Origin of the sequence: Kumtagia ephedrae (genome assembly GCF_003012745.1) — a bacterium.
Lineage (GTDB): Bacteria > Pseudomonadota > Alphaproteobacteria > Rhizobiales > Rhizobiaceae > Kumtagia > Kumtagia ephedrae.
In genome coordinates, this window is record NZ_PXYK01000011.1 from 87,901 (window position 1) to 108,301 (window position 20,401).

Annotated in this window: 18 protein-coding genes; 13 read left to right on the forward strand and 5 right to left on the reverse strand. The window is 66.9% G+C overall.

Annotated features, from left to right (window positions below):
• Nucleotides 1-44: 44 nt before the first annotated feature.
• The 4 genes from C7I84_RS13050 to C7I84_RS13065 all read right to left on the reverse strand — a co-directional run bounded on the left by C7I84_RS13050 (nt 45) and on the right by C7I84_RS13065 (nt 4,249).
• Nucleotides 45-1,076, reverse strand: coding sequence for a sugar ABC transporter substrate-binding protein (locus tag C7I84_RS13050; RefSeq protein WP_106772633.1), 1,032 nt, complete (start codon nt 1,074-1,076; stop codon nt 45-47).
• Complete coding sequence (locus tag C7I84_RS13055; RefSeq protein WP_106772634.1) at nt 1,073-1,939, reverse strand: IclR family transcriptional regulator; 867 nt, start codon at nt 1,937-1,939, stop codon at nt 1,073-1,075. The genes C7I84_RS13050 and C7I84_RS13055 overlap by 4 nt, the downstream gene beginning before the upstream one ends.
• Nucleotides 1,936-3,105, reverse strand: coding sequence for an ABC transporter substrate-binding protein (locus C7I84_RS13060; protein ID WP_106772635.1), 1,170 nt, complete (start codon nt 3,103-3,105; stop codon nt 1,936-1,938). Before C7I84_RS13060 ends, C7I84_RS13055 begins: the two co-directional genes overlap by 4 nt.
• Before the next feature lie 193 nt (nt 3,106-3,298).
• Nucleotides 3,299-4,249: a LysR family transcriptional regulator gene (locus C7I84_RS13065; protein WP_106772636.1), complete on the reverse strand. Its 951-nt coding sequence runs from the start codon at nt 4,247-4,249 to the stop codon at nt 3,299-3,301.
• A 98-nt stretch (nt 4,250-4,347) separates the two neighbouring features.
• Here C7I84_RS13065 and C7I84_RS13070 point away from each other — a divergent pair, with 98 nt between their 5' ends.
• The 11 genes from C7I84_RS13070 to C7I84_RS13120 all read left to right on the forward strand — a co-directional run bounded on the left by C7I84_RS13070 (nt 4,348) and on the right by C7I84_RS13120 (nt 16,194).
• Nucleotides 4,348-5,229, forward strand: coding sequence for a dioxygenase family protein (locus tag C7I84_RS13070; protein WP_106772637.1), 882 nt, complete (start codon nt 4,348-4,350; stop codon nt 5,227-5,229).
• 69 nt (nt 5,230-5,298) lie between these two features.
• Nucleotides 5,299-6,246: a VOC family protein gene (locus C7I84_RS13075; protein WP_106772638.1), complete on the forward strand. Its 948-nt coding sequence runs from the start codon at nt 5,299-5,301 to the stop codon at nt 6,244-6,246.
• 11 nt (nt 6,247-6,257) lie between these two features.
• Nucleotides 6,258-6,935, forward strand: coding sequence for an alpha/beta hydrolase (locus C7I84_RS13080; protein WP_106772639.1), 678 nt, complete (start codon nt 6,258-6,260; stop codon nt 6,933-6,935).
• Nucleotides 6,932-7,999 (forward strand): maleylacetate reductase, encoded by a 1,068-nt coding sequence (locus tag C7I84_RS13085; RefSeq protein WP_106772711.1) that lies wholly within the window; start codon nt 6,932-6,934, stop codon nt 7,997-7,999. Before C7I84_RS13080 ends, C7I84_RS13085 begins: the two co-directional genes overlap by 4 nt.
• A gap of 25 nt (nt 8,000-8,024) precedes the next feature.
• Nucleotides 8,025-9,326, forward strand: a complete 1,302-nt coding sequence (locus C7I84_RS13090) for an ABC transporter substrate-binding protein (protein ID WP_106772640.1) — start codon at nt 8,025-8,027, stop codon at nt 9,324-9,326.
• A 179-nt stretch (nt 9,327-9,505) separates the two neighbouring features.
• The gene (locus tag C7I84_RS13095) at nt 9,506-10,225 is read left to right on the forward strand and encodes an ABC transporter ATP-binding protein (RefSeq protein ID WP_106772641.1); all 720 of its coding nucleotides are present in this window, start codon (nt 9,506-9,508) and stop codon (nt 10,223-10,225) included.
• A complete protein-coding gene (locus C7I84_RS13100; RefSeq protein WP_106772642.1) occupies nt 10,225-10,932 on the forward strand; it encodes an ABC transporter ATP-binding protein in 708 nt (235 codons plus the stop codon). The genes C7I84_RS13095 and C7I84_RS13100 overlap by 1 nt, the downstream gene beginning before the upstream one ends.
• 367 nt (nt 10,933-11,299) lie before the next feature.
• The gene (locus C7I84_RS13105; RefSeq protein WP_106772643.1) at nt 11,300-12,163 is read left to right on the forward strand and encodes a branched-chain amino acid ABC transporter permease; all 864 of its coding nucleotides are present in this window, start codon (nt 11,300-11,302) and stop codon (nt 12,161-12,163) included.
• 295 nt (nt 12,164-12,458) lie between these two features.
• Entirely contained in the window at nt 12,459-13,544 is a 1,086-nt protein-coding gene (locus C7I84_RS13110; protein ID WP_106772644.1) for a branched-chain amino acid ABC transporter permease, read from the forward strand.
• Nucleotides 13,537-15,291, forward strand: a complete 1,755-nt coding sequence (locus C7I84_RS13115) for an FAD-dependent oxidoreductase (RefSeq protein WP_106772645.1) — start codon at nt 13,537-13,539, stop codon at nt 15,289-15,291. Before C7I84_RS13110 ends, C7I84_RS13115 begins: the two co-directional genes overlap by 8 nt.
• 9 nt (nt 15,292-15,300) lie before the next feature.
• Entirely contained in the window at nt 15,301-16,194 is an 894-nt protein-coding gene (locus C7I84_RS13120; RefSeq protein WP_106772646.1) for an intradiol ring-cleavage dioxygenase, read from the forward strand.
• An 8-nt stretch (nt 16,195-16,202) separates the two neighbouring features.
• Here the strand turns inward: C7I84_RS13120 and C7I84_RS13125 are convergent, their stop codons facing one another.
• Nucleotides 16,203-17,867, reverse strand: coding sequence for a XylR N-terminal domain-containing protein (locus tag C7I84_RS13125; protein ID WP_106772647.1), 1,665 nt, complete (start codon nt 17,865-17,867; stop codon nt 16,203-16,205).
• Nucleotides 17,868-18,194: 327 nt separating this feature from the next.
• Between C7I84_RS13125 and C7I84_RS13130 the strand changes: the two genes are divergently transcribed.
• Both C7I84_RS13130 and C7I84_RS13135 read left to right on the forward strand, forming a co-directional pair.
• Complete coding sequence (locus C7I84_RS13130; RefSeq protein ID WP_106772648.1) at nt 18,195-19,013, forward strand: SDR family NAD(P)-dependent oxidoreductase; 819 nt, start codon at nt 18,195-18,197, stop codon at nt 19,011-19,013.
• A gap of 71 nt (nt 19,014-19,084) precedes the next feature.
• Nucleotides 19,085-20,386 (forward strand): ABC transporter substrate-binding protein, encoded by a 1,302-nt coding sequence (locus C7I84_RS13135; RefSeq protein ID WP_106772649.1) that lies wholly within the window; start codon nt 19,085-19,087, stop codon nt 20,384-20,386.
• Nucleotides 20,387-20,401: the final 15 nt, after the last annotated feature.

Here is a 20,401-nt window from a genome sequence, read left to right on the forward strand (position 1 = left end):
CCGGGGCGTCTGACGCCCCGGCGAGACGTTGTCGGCAGCCTACCTTACTGCTTCAGATCGGCGGCGGTCTTCATGCACTTGTCCGGCGCCTGGACGCCGTTGATGCCGTCCCAGTTGACGCTGCGCGTCGTGCCTTCGACGGAATAGAACTTCTTCCAGTCCTCGCCGAGCATCGGCGCGGTCGGGCTGACGATGTGCTCCGGCACTTCCTCGCCGTTGAACACCTTCACGGCCGCGTCGACGGCGGTGAAGCCGACCTTTTCCGGGAACATCGCCGCCTCGATCTTGTAGGACGGCTCGTTCTGCATGGCGTTTATGAAGGCAAGGCCCTCGCCGCCGGTGCCGACGACCAGCAGGCCGTCCTGCGACTTGCCGGCCGCCTTCCATGCCTGGAGGCCGCCGAGCGAGGAGTTGTCGTTGATGCCGTAGATGATGTTGATGTCGGCATTCTGTGCCAGCGCGGCCGACGACACTTCCAGCGCGCGGTCCGGATTGCCGCCGCCATCGAGGTCGTGCACCATGGTCGCGTCGGCGATCTCGGTCTTGATGCCGTCCATGAAGCCCTGCGAGCGCAGCACGGTGGCCGACAGCAGCGGCAGGCCGACATTCATCACCTTGGCGGTGCCGCCGAGATGCTCCTTGGCGTATTTGCCGGCCGCAACGCCGGCGTGGTAGCCGGTGTCGTAGTCGCAGATCGCCACCATGGTGGTCATGCCCTTGACCGGATTGCCTTCCAGCACCAGCGGCATGTTGTCGGCCTTGGCGCGGCGGATCAGTGGCGCGACGCCCTCCTCGTTGACCGGCGTAATGATCAGCACGTCGACACCCTGCGCCATGAAGTCCTCGGCGAACGAGACCTGCTTGGCGACGTCGAGATTGGCGTCCTTGACCTCGATCTCGATACCGAGCTGCTGGCCGCGATCCCTCATGCCCTTGATGACGTTCTGGTACCACTCGTGCGTGGCGTAGTTGACGACGTAGCCGATCTTCTTCGGCGTATTCTGCGCCAGCGCCGTACCGGCGAGCGCACCGAGCGCCACCGATGCCGCGAGCGTGGTCTTCAGCAATTTTCTCATGTCTTCCTCCCTTTGTGACCCGGGCGTTCCGGGTCTTGGTCCGATGGTCTGTCGCCTGAAACTCTTGCCCGTCCCTCGGCGGCTCCCAGGCTGCGCGAGATCTCGATCGCCGCGATGGCGGCCTCCTCCAGCACGGCGAGGCGGTCGAGCCGCGCCTGCTTCTGCGGCAGGTAGGGGACGGTGAGCGCGGCGATGGTCGCGCCGGTATGGTCGCGGATCGGCACGGCGATGTTGGTGCAGCCCTCGACGGCGAGCGAAGCGCGCATCTCGTACCCGTTGGCTAGGATATCGGCGATGCGCTGCTCGACCGCGTCGCGCGGCATCTCGGCCTCGCCGGCCGCCACCAGCCGGTCGACCAGCGCGGCGCGTTCCTGCGGCGGCGTGAAGGCGAGCAGTACGGCGCCCGAGCTGGTCTCCAGGATCGGAAAGTGCGAGCCGAGTGCCACCGAATAGCGCATCGGCAGCGGCGAATCGACCTGCAGCACGATCAGCACGCTGGAGCCGCGCAGCACGACGAGGTGGCAGCTCTGGTTGGCACGCGCGGCAAGGTCGCGCATCACCGGCAGCGCCACGTCGACCAGCCGGTTCACCGGCGGGTGCATATGCGCCAGCTCGAACAGCTTCAGCGACAGCCGGTAGCGATCGGATTTCGTGCGGATCAGATAGCCGCGCCCTTCGAGCAACTGGATGATGCGGTAGACCTCGTGGATCGACCGGCCGAGCGCGGCCGAGATCTCAGTCTGCGTCACGTCCTCGCGGCAGGCGGCCATGAACTCCAGGATGTCGAGCGCCTTCTCGGCGGCCGGCACCTTGTAGTCGCGGCGCGCGATCTCGACGTCGTCATTGGCGGGCTCGACGCTCATACGGCTCTCCGGTCCGGCTGGGCGCCTGCCAGGGACAGCGCGTAGCGGCGATCCAGCCAGCCGGCGAGGGCGGCCGGCGCCATCTCGCCGTCGATGGCGGCAACGATTTTGTGCGTCGCCTCGCGAAAGAAGTCGACGAAACCGGGATGCGTCGGCCTGAGATAGGAGCCGTCGAGGGTGGCGAGCGTATCGCGAAAGAAGCCACGGGTCTGCTCGTTCACGGCGTCGTCGAGCCACGCGGCGCGCGAGCCCGGCTGGCCGCCATGAGCGACGTAGTCGCCGCGCTGGTAGGTTTCGGAGCACAGGAACAGCGCGTATTCGGCCGCCGCATCCGGATGCTTCGAGAAGGCGCTGACGCCGATGCCCGCGCCGCCGAGCAGGGCGCCGCGCGGCGGGCTGCTCGGGACGTCGCCGAAGGCAAGCGCCGGTCCTTCGTGGCGCGCCGCGTAGTTCACATAGCCGAAGGCGTAGGGGACGTAGACCGTGTCGTCATGCGTGACCATGTGGTCGAAGCAGCGGATCGGGTTCCATTCGCGAGAGCCCGGGTGGGCGAGGGCGGCGAGCTCCCGCAGCTCGCCGACAATGCGCTCGACGCTTGTCCGCGGCAGGAAGCCGCCGTTGGCGCCGATCGTCTCGCCGGCGCCGGCGGCGAGCGAGAGCACCAGGCACATGGCGTCGGTCGGCACCAGCGGCAAGGCGATCCACTTGCCGTCACTGCGCAGGTTGCGGGCGAGGTCGAGCACATCGGCATAGCTCGCCGGAAAGCGCTCGGTATAAGCGGCAAGGAGATCGGGGCGGCAGGCGGCGACCTGCGCGGCGGCATCGATCGGCAGCGCCCATTGCCGGCCGAGCGCCTGGTAGGAGCGCCAGGAGGGGCCGACGCTGTCCATTTCGAAGCGCCGCCGCTCGGTTTCAGACAGACAGGCGTCGAAAGGCACCATCAGCCCGGCGGCGGCGATGTCGCCGATGAAGGGATGGTCGAAGATGACGAGATCGTAGCGGCGGACGACCTCCTCAATGCGGCCTTCGCCGAACTCGAACAGGCTGCGGCGATCCCAGGAAATCCGGATGTCGGGATGGCTGGCGCGATAGGGCGCGACACTCGCGTCGAGCGGTCCCCAGCAGCGCCTGTGATCCCAGGCCAGTCCGCGCAGTTCGATTGCCATTCCATCCTCCCGCCCGGCTTTCGCCAGGCAGTCGAACCCTATAGGCCTTTTGCAGATATGCAAATCATTTTTTTATGTGCTGAGCGCAAGCGGCAACTTTCGGTGGCGAAGAGACGCTGTCATGCAGATGAACAGGCCGGCTGGGGAGGCAGGCAGACTAGTGGGCAGGCAGAACGGAGCGGAACCCTAACTGCTACGCGCCCCAGACCACCGCCTGCTCGTGGCGCTTGATCAGGTGGCGCAGCGTCGCGAAGCTGTTGCCGACATGCGCGGCGAAGGCGTCGACCGCCGGCGCGCGCGGCGCGGCGGCCAGCCTGAGCAGCCCGAGCGCGCGTTCCGGCTGCGGGAAGTCGAAGGGCAGCGCGGTGATCGCCTTGTCCCTGCGCAGCGCAAAGACGACGCTGTGCGGCAGCACGGTCAGCGCGTCCGTCGCCTTCATGTAGTTGACGACGCTGAGCGGCGAGCCGCCGGAATAGCGGACGCGGATTTCGCTGACGCCCAGCCACAGCAGGATGCGGTGCAGATCGCTGAGCAGCGGGCTGCCCGACGGCGGCGCGATCCACGGATAGGCGACGAGGTCGGCGGCGGTGATCTTGCGCTTCAGGAGCAGCGGGTGGGTGATGCCGCAGGCGATCACATTGTGCGCCGGCAGGATCTCCTGGAAAGTGAGGCCGGAGCCTTCGTCGAGGATGTCGATCGGGCACACTCCGATATCGATGCGGTCGGCGAGGATGGCGGCGCTGAGGTCGGGCAGGTAGCCGTAGCTCTGGTCGATGCGCACGCTCGGATGCGCATGCTGGAACTCGGCGATCATGCCGGCGATCAGCGCGTCCATGAAAAACGGCACGCCACCGAGCCGCACCACGCCGCCCTGGCCGTGGCGGAAATCGTCGACCAGTTCGGAAGCCTTGCGCGACGCCGCCAGCATGACCTGGCCGTGGTCGGCGAGGGCGCGGCCAAGCGCCGTCGGCTCGAGCGGCCGCCGCCCCTTGTGGAACAGCGGCTCGCCCAGCCGTTTCTCCAGCATGGCCAAGGTGCGCGACACCGCCGGCTGGGTCAGCCCGATCAGCGCCGCGCCTTCGGTGACGCTGCCGGTCTGCACCACGGCGGCCAATTGCACGAGATGGCGTTCGTCAAGCTTCATAGCGATTTGTTATATCGGCCATGCATCAAATCATCAAACGATGAAATCTCCGGTGCTAGTCTTCCAGCCACAAGGTGAGAGGACCTTGGGGAGGAACCATGCCGTCGCAGATCGCCACGCCGACTTTCGGCGAGGAGACGTCGTTCGACATCGTCGCGCAGCGCCTGGCCAAGGCGGATGCGGGCCGGCTGTCGAAAACGCTGATCTCCGCGGTTGCGCATCTCCATCAGCTCGTGCGCGAGATGCGGCCGACGCCGGCCGAGTGGCGCGGCATCGTCGCGTTCCTAACCGAGGTCGGCCATGCCAGCGACGACAAGCGACAGGAATGGGTGCTGCTGTCGGATCTGCTCGGCGTGTCGGCGCTGGTCGAGGAGATCAATGCGCGGCGGCCGCGCGGCGCGACGCCGAACACCGTGCGCGGCCCATTCTACCGGGCCGACGCCCCGCGCCTGCCCAATGGCGCCAATATTTCCCTGGACGCCGCCGGCGAGCGGCTCACCGTGCGTGGAAAGGTGCTCGACCTCGACGGAAAGCCGGTCGCCGGCGCCGTCGTCGAGACGTGGCAGGCAAATGACAAGGGTTTTTACGAGAACCAGCAGCCGGACCTGCAGCCGGAGTTCAACCTGCGCGGCGTCTTCACCACCGACGCCGGCGGCGCGTTCACCTACGCGGCCGTGAAGCCGGCCGGCTATACGGTGCCCGACGATGGACCGGTGGGACGGCTGCTGCGCCTGGTCGGCTGCCCGCTCAGGCGCCCGGCGCATCTTCATTTCGTCGTCAATGCCGAAGGCTTCGAGACGATCACCACGCATGTGTTCGACCGCACCGACGCCGAACTGCACGAGGACCCGCTGTTCGGGGTAAGGCCGGAACTGCTCGGCGACATAAGGCACGAGACCTGCAAGGGCGGGAAAATCGCCTGGGGACTGGATTTCACCTTCGTCATGGTGCGCGCCAGGCCAGGAAGGCGGACGGCATGATCGCAACGAACTTTGCCGGCCGGCAATGGCCGCGCCATCGCTAAACGGTTCAAGCAAAGGGAGGAACCAATGGCCCTGATCAACGGCTACCACCATCTCACCATGAGCGTCGACGGCGCCCAGGAGGACTTCGACTTCTTCACCAAGACGCTCGGCCTGAAATCGGTGAAGAAGACGGTGCTGTTCGACGGCACGACGCCGGTCTATCACCTCTATTACGGCAACGCCGCCGGCGATCCTTCCACCATCGTCACCACTTTCCCGTTCCGCAAGCCCGGCATCTTCGGCCGGCGGGGCACCAACCAGACCAAGGTCATCCAGCTCGCGGTACCGCCCAAAAGCCTGGATTTCTGGGAGGACCGCCTGAATAAGGCCGGCCGCAAGGCGAGCCGGATCGAACGCTTCGGCATCAGGCGCGTCGCGCTCGAGCATCCCTGCGGCATCCCGATCGAGTTGGTGGCGGCGGAGAACGACACGCGCGAGCCGATCATCGCCGACGGCATCAGCGCTGAGAACGGCATCAAGGGCATCTACGGCGTCGGCATCGCGGTGTTCGACAAGACCTCGATGGACGATTTCCTGACCATCGGCATGGGCATCGAGAAGCTCGGCGAGGAGGCTTCGGCGCTGAAGTTCAAGCTGCCGGGCTCCGGCCCGATGGCCTCCGTCGAAGTGCTGCATGAGCCGAACAAGCCGCAGGGAACCTGGACGCTGGCAGGCGGAACCATCCACCATCTCGCGCTCAACACCGGCAACGAGGAGAACCAGCTCAAGCTCAAGGCGCATCTGGAAGGGCTCGGCTTCACCGACGTATCCGACCAGAAGGACCGCAACTACTTCAAGTCCTGTTACGTGCGCTCGCCCGGCGGCGCCCTGTTCGAGATCGCCTGGTCGGTCGAGAAGGGCTGGGCCGTCGACGAGCCGGAGGGCAAGACCGGCCAGACGCTGGTGTTCCCGCCCTGGTTCGAGGACCGCAAGGCCGAAATGGTCGCCGGCCTCGAAAAATTCGAGTGGTAGGAGCGACCAGAATGGCCGCCGTCGCGACACATGGCGCCGCGCTGAGGCTGGGGGCGATGCCCGCCCATGCCGATGCGCTGTGCGTCTTCGTGCACGGCCGCGGCCAGTCGCCGGAGGAGATGGGCGAGCATGTGATCGCCCGTCTGCGCAACGGAAGCACGCATGTCGTGCTGCCGCGCGCCGAAAACTCCGTCTGGTACGACGCGCGTGCCATCGATCCGCTGACGGAGCGGACGGTGGAACAATTGCAGGCGGGGCTGGACGCCATCGACGCGGCGATTGCGCTTGCCGTTGCCGACGGCGCGCCCGGCGACCGGGTGGTGCTCGCCGGCTTCTCGCAGGGGGCATGCCTGGCGCTCGAATACGCGATGCGACGACCCGGCCGGCTGCGCGGGCTGGTGGCCTTCACCGGCTGCCGCGTCGGCGGCCCGTCGCGCGTCGCAGCATCGCCGCTCGCCGGCCTGCCAGTTTACCTCTCCAACGGTGATGCCGATCCGTGGATCCCGCTGGGCGCCTTCCTCGAGGCGGCAGGGGACGTCGCCCAGGCGGGCGCGGCGCTGCGGCTGGAGGTTTTTCCCGGCCGCGTGCACGAGGTGCTCGATGCCGAGGTTTCCGCGCTCGACGCGATGCTGGAGACGGTAGCCGGCGGCCGCGCGGCCTCATGGCCGGCAAGAGGAGCTCCGGCATGACCGCGATAAAATCCTTCGTCTTTCCGGGGCTGCGCTCGCGTGTCGTCTTCGGCCACGGCACGATCGCCGAGACCGGCGCCGAGATCGAAAAGCTCGGTCGCGGCCGCTCGCTGGTGCTGTCGACGCCCAACCAGAAGGCGGACGCCGAGGCGCTGGCCGGCCAGATCGGCGGCTTGTGCGCCGGCCTTTTCACCGACGCCACCATGCACACGCCGGTCGAGGTGACCGAACGGGCACTCGCGGCATTCAAGCAGAGCGGTGCCGACTGCGTCGTGGCACTGGGCGGCGGCTCCACCATCGGACTCGGCAAGGCGATCGCGACGCGCACGGGCGCCGACCAGGTGGTCATCCCCACCACCTATGCCGGTTCGGAGATGACCGACATCCTGGGCGAGACTGCCGGCGGCGAGAAGACGACGCGGCGCGATCCGTCCATCCTGCCGGAAACGGTGATCTACGACGTCGACCTGACGCTCACCCTGCCGCCGGCGCTCACCATCACCTCCGGCCTGAACGCCATGGCGCACGCGGCCGAGGCGCTTTATGCGCGCGACCGCAATCCGATTATCACGCTGATGGCGGCAGACGCGCTCAAGGCGCTCGCCGGTGCGCTGCCGGCGCTGGCGAAGGACGCCGGCGACCGCAAGGCGAGGGCAGGGGCGCTGTACGGCGCCTGGCTGTGCGGCACGGCGCTCGGCGGCGCCTCGATGGCGCTGCACCACAAGCTCTGCCATACGCTCGGCGGCTCCTTCAACACACCGCATGCCGAGACTCATGCGATCCTGCTGCCGCACACGGTCGGCTTCAATTCGGTGGAGGTGCCGGACCTGCTCGCGCCGGTCTCCGACGCGCTCGGCGGCACGCCGGGCGCCGCCCTTTTCGACTTCGCCGGCTCGCTCGGCGCGCCGACGAAGCTCAGGGATTTCGGCCTGACTGAGAGCGATCTCGACCGCGCCGCGCAGATCGCGACCAAGAATCCCTACTGGAATCCACGGCCCTTCGACCGGGAAAGCATCCGCGCGCTGCTGCAGGATGCGTGGGAGGGCCGGCGCCCGCCGCAATGAACGAAAAGCAGCTTGGGAGGAAGCAATGACAAGACTCATTACACAGAGACTGAGCAGAAGGACGCTGCTGAAGAGCGCCGCCGCGACCAGCCTGATCGCCGGCGCATCGGGTTTGCCGATGCCGGCCATCGCCCAGGCGAAGGCGGTGAAGCTCGGTTATGTCAGCCCGCAGACAGGGCCGCTGGCTGCCTTCGCCGAGGCCGACGCCTTCGTGCTGGACGGCCTCAAATCGGTCACCCAGTCGCTCGGTCTCGACGTCCAGGTGATCGTCAAGGACAGCCAGTCCAACCCGAACCGCGCGGCGGAGGTGGCCAAGCAACTCATCGTCGACGACGAGATCAATATCATGCTGGTCGCCTCGACGCCGGAGACGACCAATCCCGTCGCCACCACCTGCGAGGCGGAGGGCATGCCCTGCATCTCCACCAAGGCGCCATGGCAGCCCTGGTTCATCGGCCAGCAGGGCAATCCCGCCGATCCCGGCAGCTGGAAGCCGTTCGACTACGCCTACCACTTCTTCTGGGGGCTGGAGGACGTGATCGCCGTCTTCACTAACATGTGGGCGCAGGTCGAGACCAACAAGAAGGTGGGCGGGCTGTTCCCCAATGACGGCGACGGCAACGCCTGGGGCGACAAGCAGGTCGGCTTCCCGCCGGTGCTGACCGAAAAGGGCTACACGCTCACCGACCCCGGCCGCTATCAGAACCTCACCGACGATTTTTCGGCGCAGATCAACGCCTTCAAGTCGGGCGGCGTCGAGATCATCACCGGTGTGATGATCCCGCCGGACTTCACCACCTTCTGGAACCAGGCCAAGCAGCAGGGTTTCACGCCCAAGGTGGCGTCGATGGGCAAGGCGATCCTGTTCCCGCAGGCGGTCGAGGCGCTCGGCAACCAGGGCAACAACCTGTCGTCGGAGGTCTGGTGGTCGCCCAATCATCCGTTCAAGTCGTCGCTGACCGGCGCCTCGGCGAAGGAACTGGCGGACGGCTTCACCGCCTTCACCAAGCGGCCGTGGACGCAGCCGATCGGCTTCATCCACGCGCTGTTCGAGGTGGCGATCGACGTGGTCAAGCGCGTCGACGACCCGACCGACTCGGAAGCGGTCGTCGAGGCAATCGCCGCGACGAAGCTCGACACCATCGTCGGGCATGTCGAGTGGAACGGTGCCAACCTGCCGCCCTTCGCCGCCAAGAACATCTGCAAGACGCCGCTGGTCGGCGGGCAGTGGCGGCTGAAGGAGGGCGGCGGCTACGACCTCGTCATCACCGACAACCAGACCGCGCCGGAGATTCCGACGGGCGGTAAGATGGAGCCGATTGCGTAAGGCGCAGGCGCCTCCCTCCCCCTTGAGGGGAGGGTGCCGAGCGAAGCGAGGCGGGTGGGGTCCTCGCGGCCAAACTCCACGCCGCTTTGCGCCGGAGCACTGCCGCACTGACCCCACCCCCGGCCGTCGGCCGGACCCTCCCCTCGAGGGGGAGGGAGACGCACACCATCAGGAGAACCATGCCCATCCTCGCCCTCCAAGACGTCTCGAAATCCTTCGGTGCCCTGAAAGTCGCCGATGCGGTTTCGTTCGACCTTGCGGAAGGCGAGGCGCTGGGCATCATCGGCCCGAACGGCGCGGGGAAATCGACGCTGTTCAACCTGATCACCGGCAATATTTCCGCCGACGCCGGCAGCATCCGTTTCGCCGGCGCCGAGGTGACGCGCCAGCCGCCGATGGCGCGCTGCCTCGCCGGCATCGGCCGCACCTTCCAGATTCCGCAGCCATTCGAAAAACTGACGGTGTTCGAGAACCTACTGGTCGCCGCCGCCTTCGGCTCGCGCAAACGCGAGGCGGAGGTCACCGATCGCTGCGCCGACATTTTGGTGGAGACCGGCTTGGCCGAGCGCGCCAACCAGACCGCCGGCAGCCTCGGCCTGCTGCAGCGCAAGCGGCTGGAGTTGGCCCGCGCGCTGGCGACCGACCCGAAGGTACTGCTGCTGGACGAGATCGCCGGCGGGCTGACTGAAGGCGAATGCGAGGCGCTGGTCGGGACGATCCGCGCCGTGCATGGGCGCGGCACCTCCATCGTCTGGATCGAGCATGTGCTGCATGCGCTGAACGCCGTGGTCGGACGGCTGCTGGTGCTCAATTTCGGCAAGGTGATCGGCGTCGGCAAGCCCGACGACATCATGGCCTCGCGCGCGGTGCGCGAGATCTATCTCGGGATCGAGGTCTGATGGCGCTGCTCGAAATCCGTGGGCTGACCGCGCGCTACGGCGACTTCCAGGCGCTGTTCGGCGTCGACATCGCGCTGGAGGCCGGCGAGACGCTCGCCGTCATCGGCGCCAACGGCGCCGGCAAGACGACGCTGATGCGTTCGATCTCCGGCGTGCTCGCCAACGCGCCCGAGCAGATCATGTTCGGCGGCGAGCCGATCGGCGCGCTGGCCGCCCCCGACGTGATGGCGCGCGGCATCGCCATGGTGCCGGAAGGGCGGAAGCTGTTCCCGTCGCTGTCGGTGGAGGAAAACCTGCTCATCGGCAAATATGGCCGCGCCGTCGACGGGCAGTGGTCGCTGGACACGGTTTTCGCCCTCTTCCCGATCCTGAAGGAGCGCCGCAACAGCCCGGCCACGGCGCTGTCGGGCGGCCAGCAGCAGATGGTGGCGATCGGCCGGGCGTTGATGTCCAATCCGCGCGTGCTGCTGTGCGATGAGATCAGCCTGGGGCTGGCGCCCGTCGTCATCCGCGACATCTACGCCGCCTTCCCGGCGATCCGCGCCGCCGGCGCGTCGATCGTCATCGTCGAGCAGGATATCTCGCAGGCGCTGAAGGTGGCGGACCGCGTCTACTGCATGATGGAGGGGCGCGTGACGCTGTCCGGCGCACCGGCCGCGCTGACGCGCGAGGCGATCCACGCGGCGTATTTTGGGGTGCGGGGATGAAGTTCGCACTCCTTCACACCGCCCTCTGTCCTGAGCCCGACGAATGGGCCGGACATCTCCTTCTTGAGGACAGGGCAATCGCATTTGAAGGTACCCCCACCCCTAACCCCTCCCCACAAGGGGGAGGGGGACCTGCTTGCATGCCCGCCGAGCAACAGTCATCGGCGGTTTCGCGGGGCAGGGCCGCCGCAAAGTCCCCCTCCCCCTTGTGGGGAGGGGTTAGGGGTGGGGGTAAGGCGGCGCCAAATTTCGCGCCATACGACATACACGATTGCCCTACCCTTGAGGGGGAGATGTCCGGCCCATTCGACAAGCTCAGGACAGAGGGGGGGCTGCAGCGCTCCAGCCTTGCTTGCGAGGCCGGCCCATGAGCCTGCTCGACACCATCGTCCAGGGCGTCCTGCTCGGCGGGCTCTACGCCCTGTTCGCGGCGGGATTGTCGCTCGTCTTCGGCATCATGCGCCTGGTCAACCTCGCGCATGGCGACCTGATCGTGCTCGCTGCCTTTCTCATCCTGGTGCTGGTCACCGCGCTCGGGCTGAACCCGTTCGTGGCAGCACTCGTGGCCATGCCGCTGATGTTCGCGGCCGGCTGGCTCTTGCAGTCGCAGCTTTTCAACCGCACGCTTGGCCCCGACATATTGCCGCCGCTGCTGGTCACCTTCGGCCTCTCCATCGTCATCCAGAACGCGCTGCTCGAAGGCTTTTCCGCCGACAGCCGCCGCATCTCGGCCGGCGCGCTGGAGACCGCGTCGCTCAAGCTCGGCACGGTCAACGTCGGCGTCATGCCGCTGCTGACATTCCTGTCGGCGGTGCTGGTCATCGTCGGGCTCAACCAACTCTTCTACCGCACCGCGCTCGGCCGCGCCTTCCGCGCCACCTCCGACGACACGGTCACCGCCGGGCTGATGGGGATCAGGCCGCACCGCATCTTCGCCGCCGCCACCGGCATCGCCATGGTGGTCGTCACCATCGCCGCGCTTTATCTCGGCACGCGCGCCAATTTCGACCCGACCATCGGCCCGGCGCGGCTGATCTACGCCTTCGAGGCGGTGATCATCGGAGGGCTTGGATCGCTGTGGGGCACGCTGGCCGGCGGCGTCATCATCGGCGTGGCGCAGACGGTGGGCGCGGCGATCAATCCGGAATGGCAGATTCTGGCGGGGCACGTCGCTTTCCTGGTCGTGCTGCTGATCCGGCCGCGCGGGCTGTTTCCGCGGGCGGTGGATTGAGGATGGCGATGTTTGCACTTCGTCGCACCCCCCTCTGTCCTGCCGGAAGCGAGATGTTTGGCGACACGGTTGAAGGCCTCTGGCGCGGCTTTGACACCCCCATCCCCCTTGAGGGGAGGGGTATGGGGTGGGAGTGCGGCGGATACAGTCGCTCAAAGAGAAATCTGAGCCTTTCGGTACCTCGGGAGGTTTCGCGCGCTCCCGACCCCCACCCCATACCCCTCCCCTCAAGGGGGAGGGGGGCATCGGCGTTGGCGCCCTGCCTTGGTACGACACTTCGAAGCGGGGCGTGGTGATGGACGCCTCGCACCGCCCCTGGAAAGTCGAGACCCGCACCAAGGCCTCCAGCGCCTTTGCGGTCGCTGCCGCCATCGTCGTCGTCGTCGCCATTCTCGCCCCGCTGTTCATCTCGCGCGGCCTGCTCCAGGACCTGTTCTTCATCCTCACCATGCTGACGCTGGCGCAGAGCTGGAACCTGCTCGCCGGCTATGCCGGCCTGGTCTCGGTCGGCCAGCAGGCCTTCGTCGGCTTCGGCGCCTATGCGATGTTCGCCTGCGTCATCCTGCTGGGGCTCGATCCTCTTTCCTCGATCTTGTTGGCCGGCTTTGCCGCCGCGCTGCTCGCCATCCCGACAGGCTTCTTCGCCTTCCGCCTGCAGGGCGCCTATTTCGCCATCGGCACCTGGGTCGTCGCGGAGGTGGTGCGGCTGCTGCTCGCGCAATGGAAGGCGCTGGGCGGCGGCACCGGCACCTCGCTGCCCTCCGGCACGACCCGCGACATGATCGGCGTCGGGCTGGTCGGCGACCTGTTCGGCATGCGCGCCGCGCACGCTTCCGATGTCGTCTGCTACTGGCTGGCGCTGCTGCTTGCCGTCGCCACCATCGGCTTCGTCTACCGGCTGCTGCGCTCGCGCCAGGGGCTGGCGCTGGCCGCCGTGCGCGACAACCAGGAGGCGGCGCGCTCGGTCGGCGTCGATGCGCGCCGCGTCAAGACCTATGTCTATCTGGCCGCTGCCTTCATCACCGGGCTCGCCGGCGCGCTGATCTATGTGCAGAAGGCGCGCATCTCGCCGGACGCGGCCTTCTCCGTCATCGACTGGACGGCCTACGTCATCTTCATCGTCGTCATCGGCGGCATCGGCACCATCGAGGGGCCGATCGTCGGTGTCATCGTCTTCCTGCTGCTGCAGAACATGCTCGCCGACTACGGCTCCTGGTACCTGCTGGTGCTCGGCCTGATCGGCATCGCCATCATGCTGTTCGCGCCGCGCGGCTTGTGGGGCCTCATAGCCGATCGCACCGGACTCCAGTTTTTCCCTATCCGCCGCCGGCTCAGCGGCGGACCCATCAGCTTCACGACCAAGGGAGCGCCGCATGGCTGATATCGATACCGACGTCCTCATCATCGGCACCGGGCCGGCCGGCTCGGCTTGCGCGGCGCTGCTCGCCAGCTACGGCGTCGAGAACATGGTGATCAACCGCTACCGCTGGCTGGCCAACACGCCGCGCGCCCACATCACCAACCAGCGCACCATGGAAGTGCTGCGCGACCTTGGCCGCGAGGTCGAGGACGAGGCCTACATGTTCGCCACCGAACAGGACCTGATGGGCGAGAACATCTTCTGTACCTCGCTGGCGGGAGAAGAAATCGGCCGCATGCGGAGCTGGGGAAAACACCCGCTGTCGCGCGCCGAGCACCAGCTCTCCTCGCCCAGCCACATGAACGACCTGCCGCAGACCTTCATGGAGCCGCTGCTGTTCAAGACCGCCTGCTCGCGCGGCACGCAGGCGCGCATGTCGACGGAGTACGTCTCGCACGAGCAGGATGCCACGGGGGTCACCACCACCTGCTACGACCGGCTGACCTGCAAGGAGTTCATGGTCCGCTCCAAATACCTGGTCGGCTGCGACGGCGGCAATTCCAAGGTCGCCGAGCATGCCGGGCTCACCTTCGAGGGCAAGATGGGCGTCGGCGGGTCGATGAACATCCTGTTCAAGGCCGACCTGTCCCGTTACGTCGCCCATCGCCCGTCGGTGCTCTACTGGGTGGTGCAGCCCGGCGCCGATGTCGGCGGCATCGGCATGGGGCTGGTGCGCATGATCCGCCCGTGGAACGAGTGGCTGATCGTCTGGGGCTACGACATCAACGGCCCGGAGCCGAAGGTCGACACCGCCTTCGCCACCAAGGTGGCGCGCGACCTGGTCGGCGATCCGGAGCTGGAGGTCGACATCCAGTCGGTCTCCACCTGGACCGTCAACAACATGTACGCGACGAAAATGTCGAACGGCCGCGTCTTCTGCATGGGTGACGCCACCCACCGCCATCCGCCGTCCAACGGGCTCGGCTCCAACACCTCGATCCAGGACGCCTTCAATCTCGCCTGGAAGCTGGCCTATGTCCTGAGAGGCACGGCCGGGCCAAAACTGCTGGACAGCTTCAACGTCGAGCGCGCCCCGATCGCAAAACAGATCGTGACGCGCGCCAACCAGTCGATCGAGGAGTTCGGGCCGATCTTCAAGGCGCTCGGCCTGCTCGATTCCATCGACCCGGTGAAGATGCAGCAGAACATGGATGCGCGCTGCGACGACACGCCGGAGGCGGAGGAGCAGCGCAGGAAGATCCGCGAGACCATCGCCTTCAAGGTCTACGAGTTCGACGCGCATGGCGTCGAGATGAACCAGCGCTACAGGTCGGACGCGGTGGTCACCGACGGGCAGCAGGAACCGGCTTTCGAGAAGGACGCCGAGCTGCACTACCAGCCGACGACCTGGCCGGGCGCGCGGCTGCCGCATGTCTGGGTCTTCGACAATCACGGCGGCAAGGTCTCGACGCTCGACCTCGCCGGCAAGGGGCGTTTTGCGCTGCTCACCGGCATCGGCGGCCAGGGCTGGATCGAGGCGGCAAAGATCGTGGGCAGGGAACTCGGCCTGGACGTCGCCGCCCATGTCATCGGCCCACGCCAGCACTGGCAGGACTTCACCGGAGATTGGGCCCGCGCCCGCGAGGTGCGCGACAGCGGCATCGTGCTGGTGCGGCCCGACCAGCATGTCTGCTGGCGGCGTGAGACGGCCACCGACGATCCCGTGGCTGAGTTGCGGCGAGTGTTCAAATCCATCCTGGCTGTGTGAGGAACGATCATGGAAGCTCACGAAAAAGGGTTCTTCACCGAGGAAAACTCGGTGGACGTCGTCACCGGTCGCAACGTCAACGCCAAAAATGAGCGGCTGAAGCAGGTGATGGAGGTCATCACCCGAAAACTGCACGAGGCGGTCAAGGAGATCGAGCCGACGCAGGACGAGTGGATGCAGGCGATCCTGTTCCTCACCCGCACCGGTCATATGTGCAACGACTGGCGCCAGGAGTTCATCCTGCTGTCCGACGTGACCGGCGTCTCCATGCTGGTCGACGCCATCAACAACCGCAAACCGTCCGGTGCCTCCGAAAGCACCGTGCTAGGTCCGTTCCATGTCGCCGACGCGCCGCAACTGCCGATGGGCGCCAACATCTGCCTCGACCAGAAAGGCGAGGACATGGCGATCTCCGGCCTCATCCTCGACACAGCAGGCAAGCCGATCGCCGGCGCCGTGCTCGACGTCTGGCAGGCCAATGACGAAGGTTTTTACGACGTGCAGCAGAAGGGCATCCAGCCCGACTTCAACCTGCGCGGCGTGTTCCGCACCGGCGCGGACGGCCGCTATTGGTTCCGCGCGGTCAAGCCGAAATTCTACCCGATCCCCGACGACGGCCCGGTCGGGCAACTGCTCGGGGCGCTCGGCCGCCATCCCTACCGGCCGGCGCATCTGCACTTCATCATCAAGGCCGACGGCTTCGACACGCTGGTCACCCACATCTTCGACCCCGACGATCCGTACATCAACTCGGATGCGGTGTTCGGCGTGAAGGAGAGCCTGCTCGCCGAGTTCAGACGGGTGGACGATCCGGCGCGGTCGAAGGAACTCGGCTTCGACGGCTGGTTCTGGGACGTGGAGTACGACTTCGTGCTGAGCCGCGAGAAGGAGGCGGCCGCCTGATGCGGAGGCTACGCCCGATCATCCTGCGCGCCGAGCCGATAGGCGAGCTGCGGCCGGGTGAGGCCGAGCAGGCGCGCGGCGGCGGAGAGGTTGCCGCCCGCCCGGTCCACCGCGGCCGCGTAGGCCGATCGTTCGAAATCCTGAAGAGACATGCCGCCTTCGTCGAAAATCCGGTCGAGCAAGGCACGCACGTCGCTGCGGGGCGCGGAGGGCGGGGACATGTGATGGCGCGTACGAAGCAGCTCGGTCGCGATCTCGGCGGGCAAGACGGGCTCGTCGCCCCTGCCGGCGGCCAGCAGGGCGCCGAGCACGGCGCGCATCTGCGGCAGGTTGCCGGGCCAGTCCGCGCTGTCGATCGCCTCCGCCGCGCGCTGGTCGATGGGGCGTGGGGGAAGGCCCATTCTGGCTGCAAGTACAGGCATCACCGCCGCAGCGAGGGCACTCTTGTCTTTGCGTTCGGCGAGCGCTGGCATGCGGACGGTCAGGGCCGACAATGCGTACCAGAGATCGGGCGGTATCGCCGACGCCTCGCCGTCGGCGGCAACGGGATCGAAGCCCGCGAGCGCCAGGATGCGCGGGCCGCCCGCAACAACCCCTTCCTCGACGGCGCGGACGAAATGCGCCTGGACCTCGGCCGGAATGTTCTCCGTTCCGTCGATCACGATCGTTTCGGCGCCGCCGCGTCGCCCACCCCTGTTGCGGCGCGCGATCTCGGCGCAGAGGTCATGGTCAACCTGGCCGCCGAAGACCTGCCGCAGGTCGCCGCGCCGGCCGCAAGCGTCATGCAGAAACCGTGCCGCGCGGCTTCGGCCGGTGCCCGGCAGGCCCATGATCAGGACGGGCAGCCGCATCGGCGCGAAGCTCTCGAGCCGGTCGACGACGGGCGCCAGAATGCGGCGGTCGAGATCGGTCAGGCCCTGTGCGGGCGTGCGCGCCGTGGCTGCTCCGGCCTGTACGGGTTGAGCGCCGTCCTGCTGGACGATGACGCGTTCGCAGAACAGCGCGACTTGCGGGTCGTCTGGGCCCCAGCCTTCCGCCGGCTTGCCGACCACGCGGCAACACGCGTGCCCCATAGCTGCGCATTCGACCTCCTTGTAGATGATCGGGGTGTCAAGGAACTCGCTCGCATAACCCGAGGCATAGCCGAGCTGGGTCCAACAGACGGGCTCGGCCGCCTTCAGGCCGAGCCGCACGAACTCGGCGGCCTCGACGCTGTCGTTCCAGATGAACTCGCCGGCAAAACGTTTCCGGCGGAAGTCGAAGTCGTTATAGACGGTCTCGACGCGAACCACGCCGCTGAAGGTGTGCAGGCGGGTGCCGGCGGTGAAGGCGTCGCCCGGATCGAGGCTCGGCCAGTTCCTGCGGACGAAGCGGGCGTCCGCCAGCCCCGAGAAATAGCCCAGCCGCATCAGGAAGACGCGCGTTTCCTGCGGGCCGAGCAGGCGGATCAGCTCGCGCCGGAGCTCCACGCCGACCGCCGCGCGCTGCATGACGATGCGGTCGCCGTTGAGGCGGATGGTGCCGTCCGTCGGATTGAATGCGAGGCCCGACAAGAGCTCGCGGACCGTCGGCTTGCCGCCGCGGTCGAGCACTTTCGACGGTTCGAACAGCGTCTTCATATTTCCCTCGGACGGCCTCTCACGGACCGTCATTGCACGGGCGCAGGATTTCATCAAATAGTAAAACGGGTTTATTCATTTCATGAAGGCTGCGCCTCCCTCGCCTCGCTTGAGCGTTTTGCCGCGAAGCAGTTAATTCAGCAAATTCAACTCGTTGTTATTAATCCAACGTCGTGTCGAAATTTTCGCGACCGCCGATTTGACAGGCGGCCGACACGTCCCCCAAATCCGCAGAACGCGCTGCGCCCCTTGCTGGAGGAGGGGCGACGGCCAGTCTGCACATCGACGATCCGACCACGTCGCGCCGCCAGGCGCGGCGAGGGCGGCGGTTTGCCGACTGCGAGCCACAGCCGGGACAACCGTCGGAGCCAGGGAGGAACAATGGCGACGCTGCAACAGATGTTCGACGTTCACGGGAAATCGGTCATCGTGACCGGAGGCGCGAGCGGTATCGGGAGGGCCTATGCCGAGGTCATGGCGGAGCACGGCGCGCGCGTCTGCATCCTCGACCTCGACGCCCAAAACCTCGACAAGGTGGTGGCCGAGATGGCGGCCGACGGCGCCGACGTCTGGGGCCAGGCGATCGACGTCTCCGACCGCCCGAAAATGGCCGAAGCCTTCGACAAGGTCGCCGAGCGGCACGGCAGGATCGACGTGGTGTTCGCCAACGCCGGCATCGATGCCGGGCCGGGTTTTCTGTCGACCGAAGGGGAGCGCATTGCGGACGGCGCCATAGACGTGCTCGACGACCATCACTGGGACCGCGTCATCGAGGTCAATCTGAGTTCGGTCTACACCACTGTGAAGCACGCCGCCCGCCACATGAAGCGTAGCGGCGGCGGCCGCATCATCGTCACCTCGTCGATCGCCGCGCAGATCAACGAGGCGATCGTCGGCACGCCCTACATGCCGGCCAAGGCGGGGGTGGACCATTTCGTGCGCCAGATGGCGATGGAACTCGGCGCCTTCGGCATTTTGGTCAACTGCATCTCGCCCGGCCCGTTCATGACCAACATCGCCGGCGGGCGGCTGAAGATTCCGGCCGACCGCAGGGCGTTCGAGGCACAGTCGCTGATCGGCAGGATCGGCGACACCGAGGACATCAAGGGCCTGGCGCTCTACCTGGCATCGCCCTGCTCGTCCTACGTGACGGGCAGCCAGATCGTCATCGACGGCGGGTCGATGCACCGTATCAAATAACCGAAACCCGGCGCCGCCACGGAGGAAAGGGCGGCGCCTGTCGAGTGGGACATGCACCAAGGGAGGAGAACATGGTGGAACTGAAGAGCAGTCTCGTGCGGCCGTCGCGGCGTACCGTATTGAAGGGTTTCGGCGCCGGGCTGGCGGCCTCGACGCTGGGCATGCCGATGGTGGCGCGCGCGCAGTCGAAGGGCACCATCAAGGTGGGCTTCATCACGCCCTCGACCGGCCCGCTGGCGCCGTTCGGCGAGACCGACGGCTGGGCCGTCGGCAAGGTCAAGGAAGTGCTGGCGAAGGGGCTCGAGACTGCATCCGGGCACTACGACGTCGAGATTCTCGTGCGCGACGGGCAGTCCGATCCCAATCGCGCGGCGGAAGTCACCGGCGACCTGATCCTCAACGATGAAGTGCATCTCATCGTGCCGGCCTCCACGACCGACACGGTGAGCCCGGCGGCCGACCAGGCCGAACTCTATGAATGCCCGTGCCTGTCGACGGGCGCGCCCTGGCAGGCCGTCATCTTCCCGCGCGGCGGCGCCGACAAGCCGTTCAACTGGACCTACCATTTCTTCTGGGGGCTGGACGAGGCGTTGAACACCTTCGTCGGCCTGTGGAACACGCTCGACACCAACCGCAAGGTCGGCATGCTGTTCCCGCAGAACGCCGATGGCGAGACCTGGGGCAACAAGGAGTACGGCCTTCCCGTACCCACCCAGAAGGCCGGTTTCGAGATCGTCGTGCCGGGCTACTTCCAGCCGCGCACCAACGACTACACTGCCCAGATCAACGCCTTCAAGCAGGCTGGCTGCGACATCGTCGGCGGCATCACCTATGTCGACGACTTCAAGACCTTCGTGAACCAGTGCGCCCAGCAGGGTTACAAGCCGAAGGCGATGACGGTGGCGGCGGCGCTGCTGTTCCCGTCCGGCGTTCAGGCGCTGGGGCCTCTCGGCGACGGCATGTCGTCGGAGGTCTGGTGGACGCCGGCCTTCCCGTTCAAGTCGACGCTGACCGGCCAGGTGAGCCGCGACATCGCCGACCAGTGGGAAAGCGAGACCAAGAAGCAGTGGACGCAGCCGCTCGGCTATAGCCATGCCATCTGGGAGGTGGCTATCGACGTGCTGAAGCGCTCGGCCAACCCGCTCGACCGGGCCGCCAACCGCGACGCCATTGTCGCCACCAACATCGACACGCTGATCGGCAACGTCAACTTCGCCAAGGGCCCGCACGCCAACGTCTCCACCACTCCGATCTTCGGCGGGCAGTGGGTGAAGGGCGAGAAGTGGCCCTACGACCTGAAGATCGTCGACAACACGGTCAACAAGCTGTTCGAGCCGGAAGCGAAGATGAAGCCGCTGCCCTGGTCGGCCTAAGTCGGAGGGCGGCTG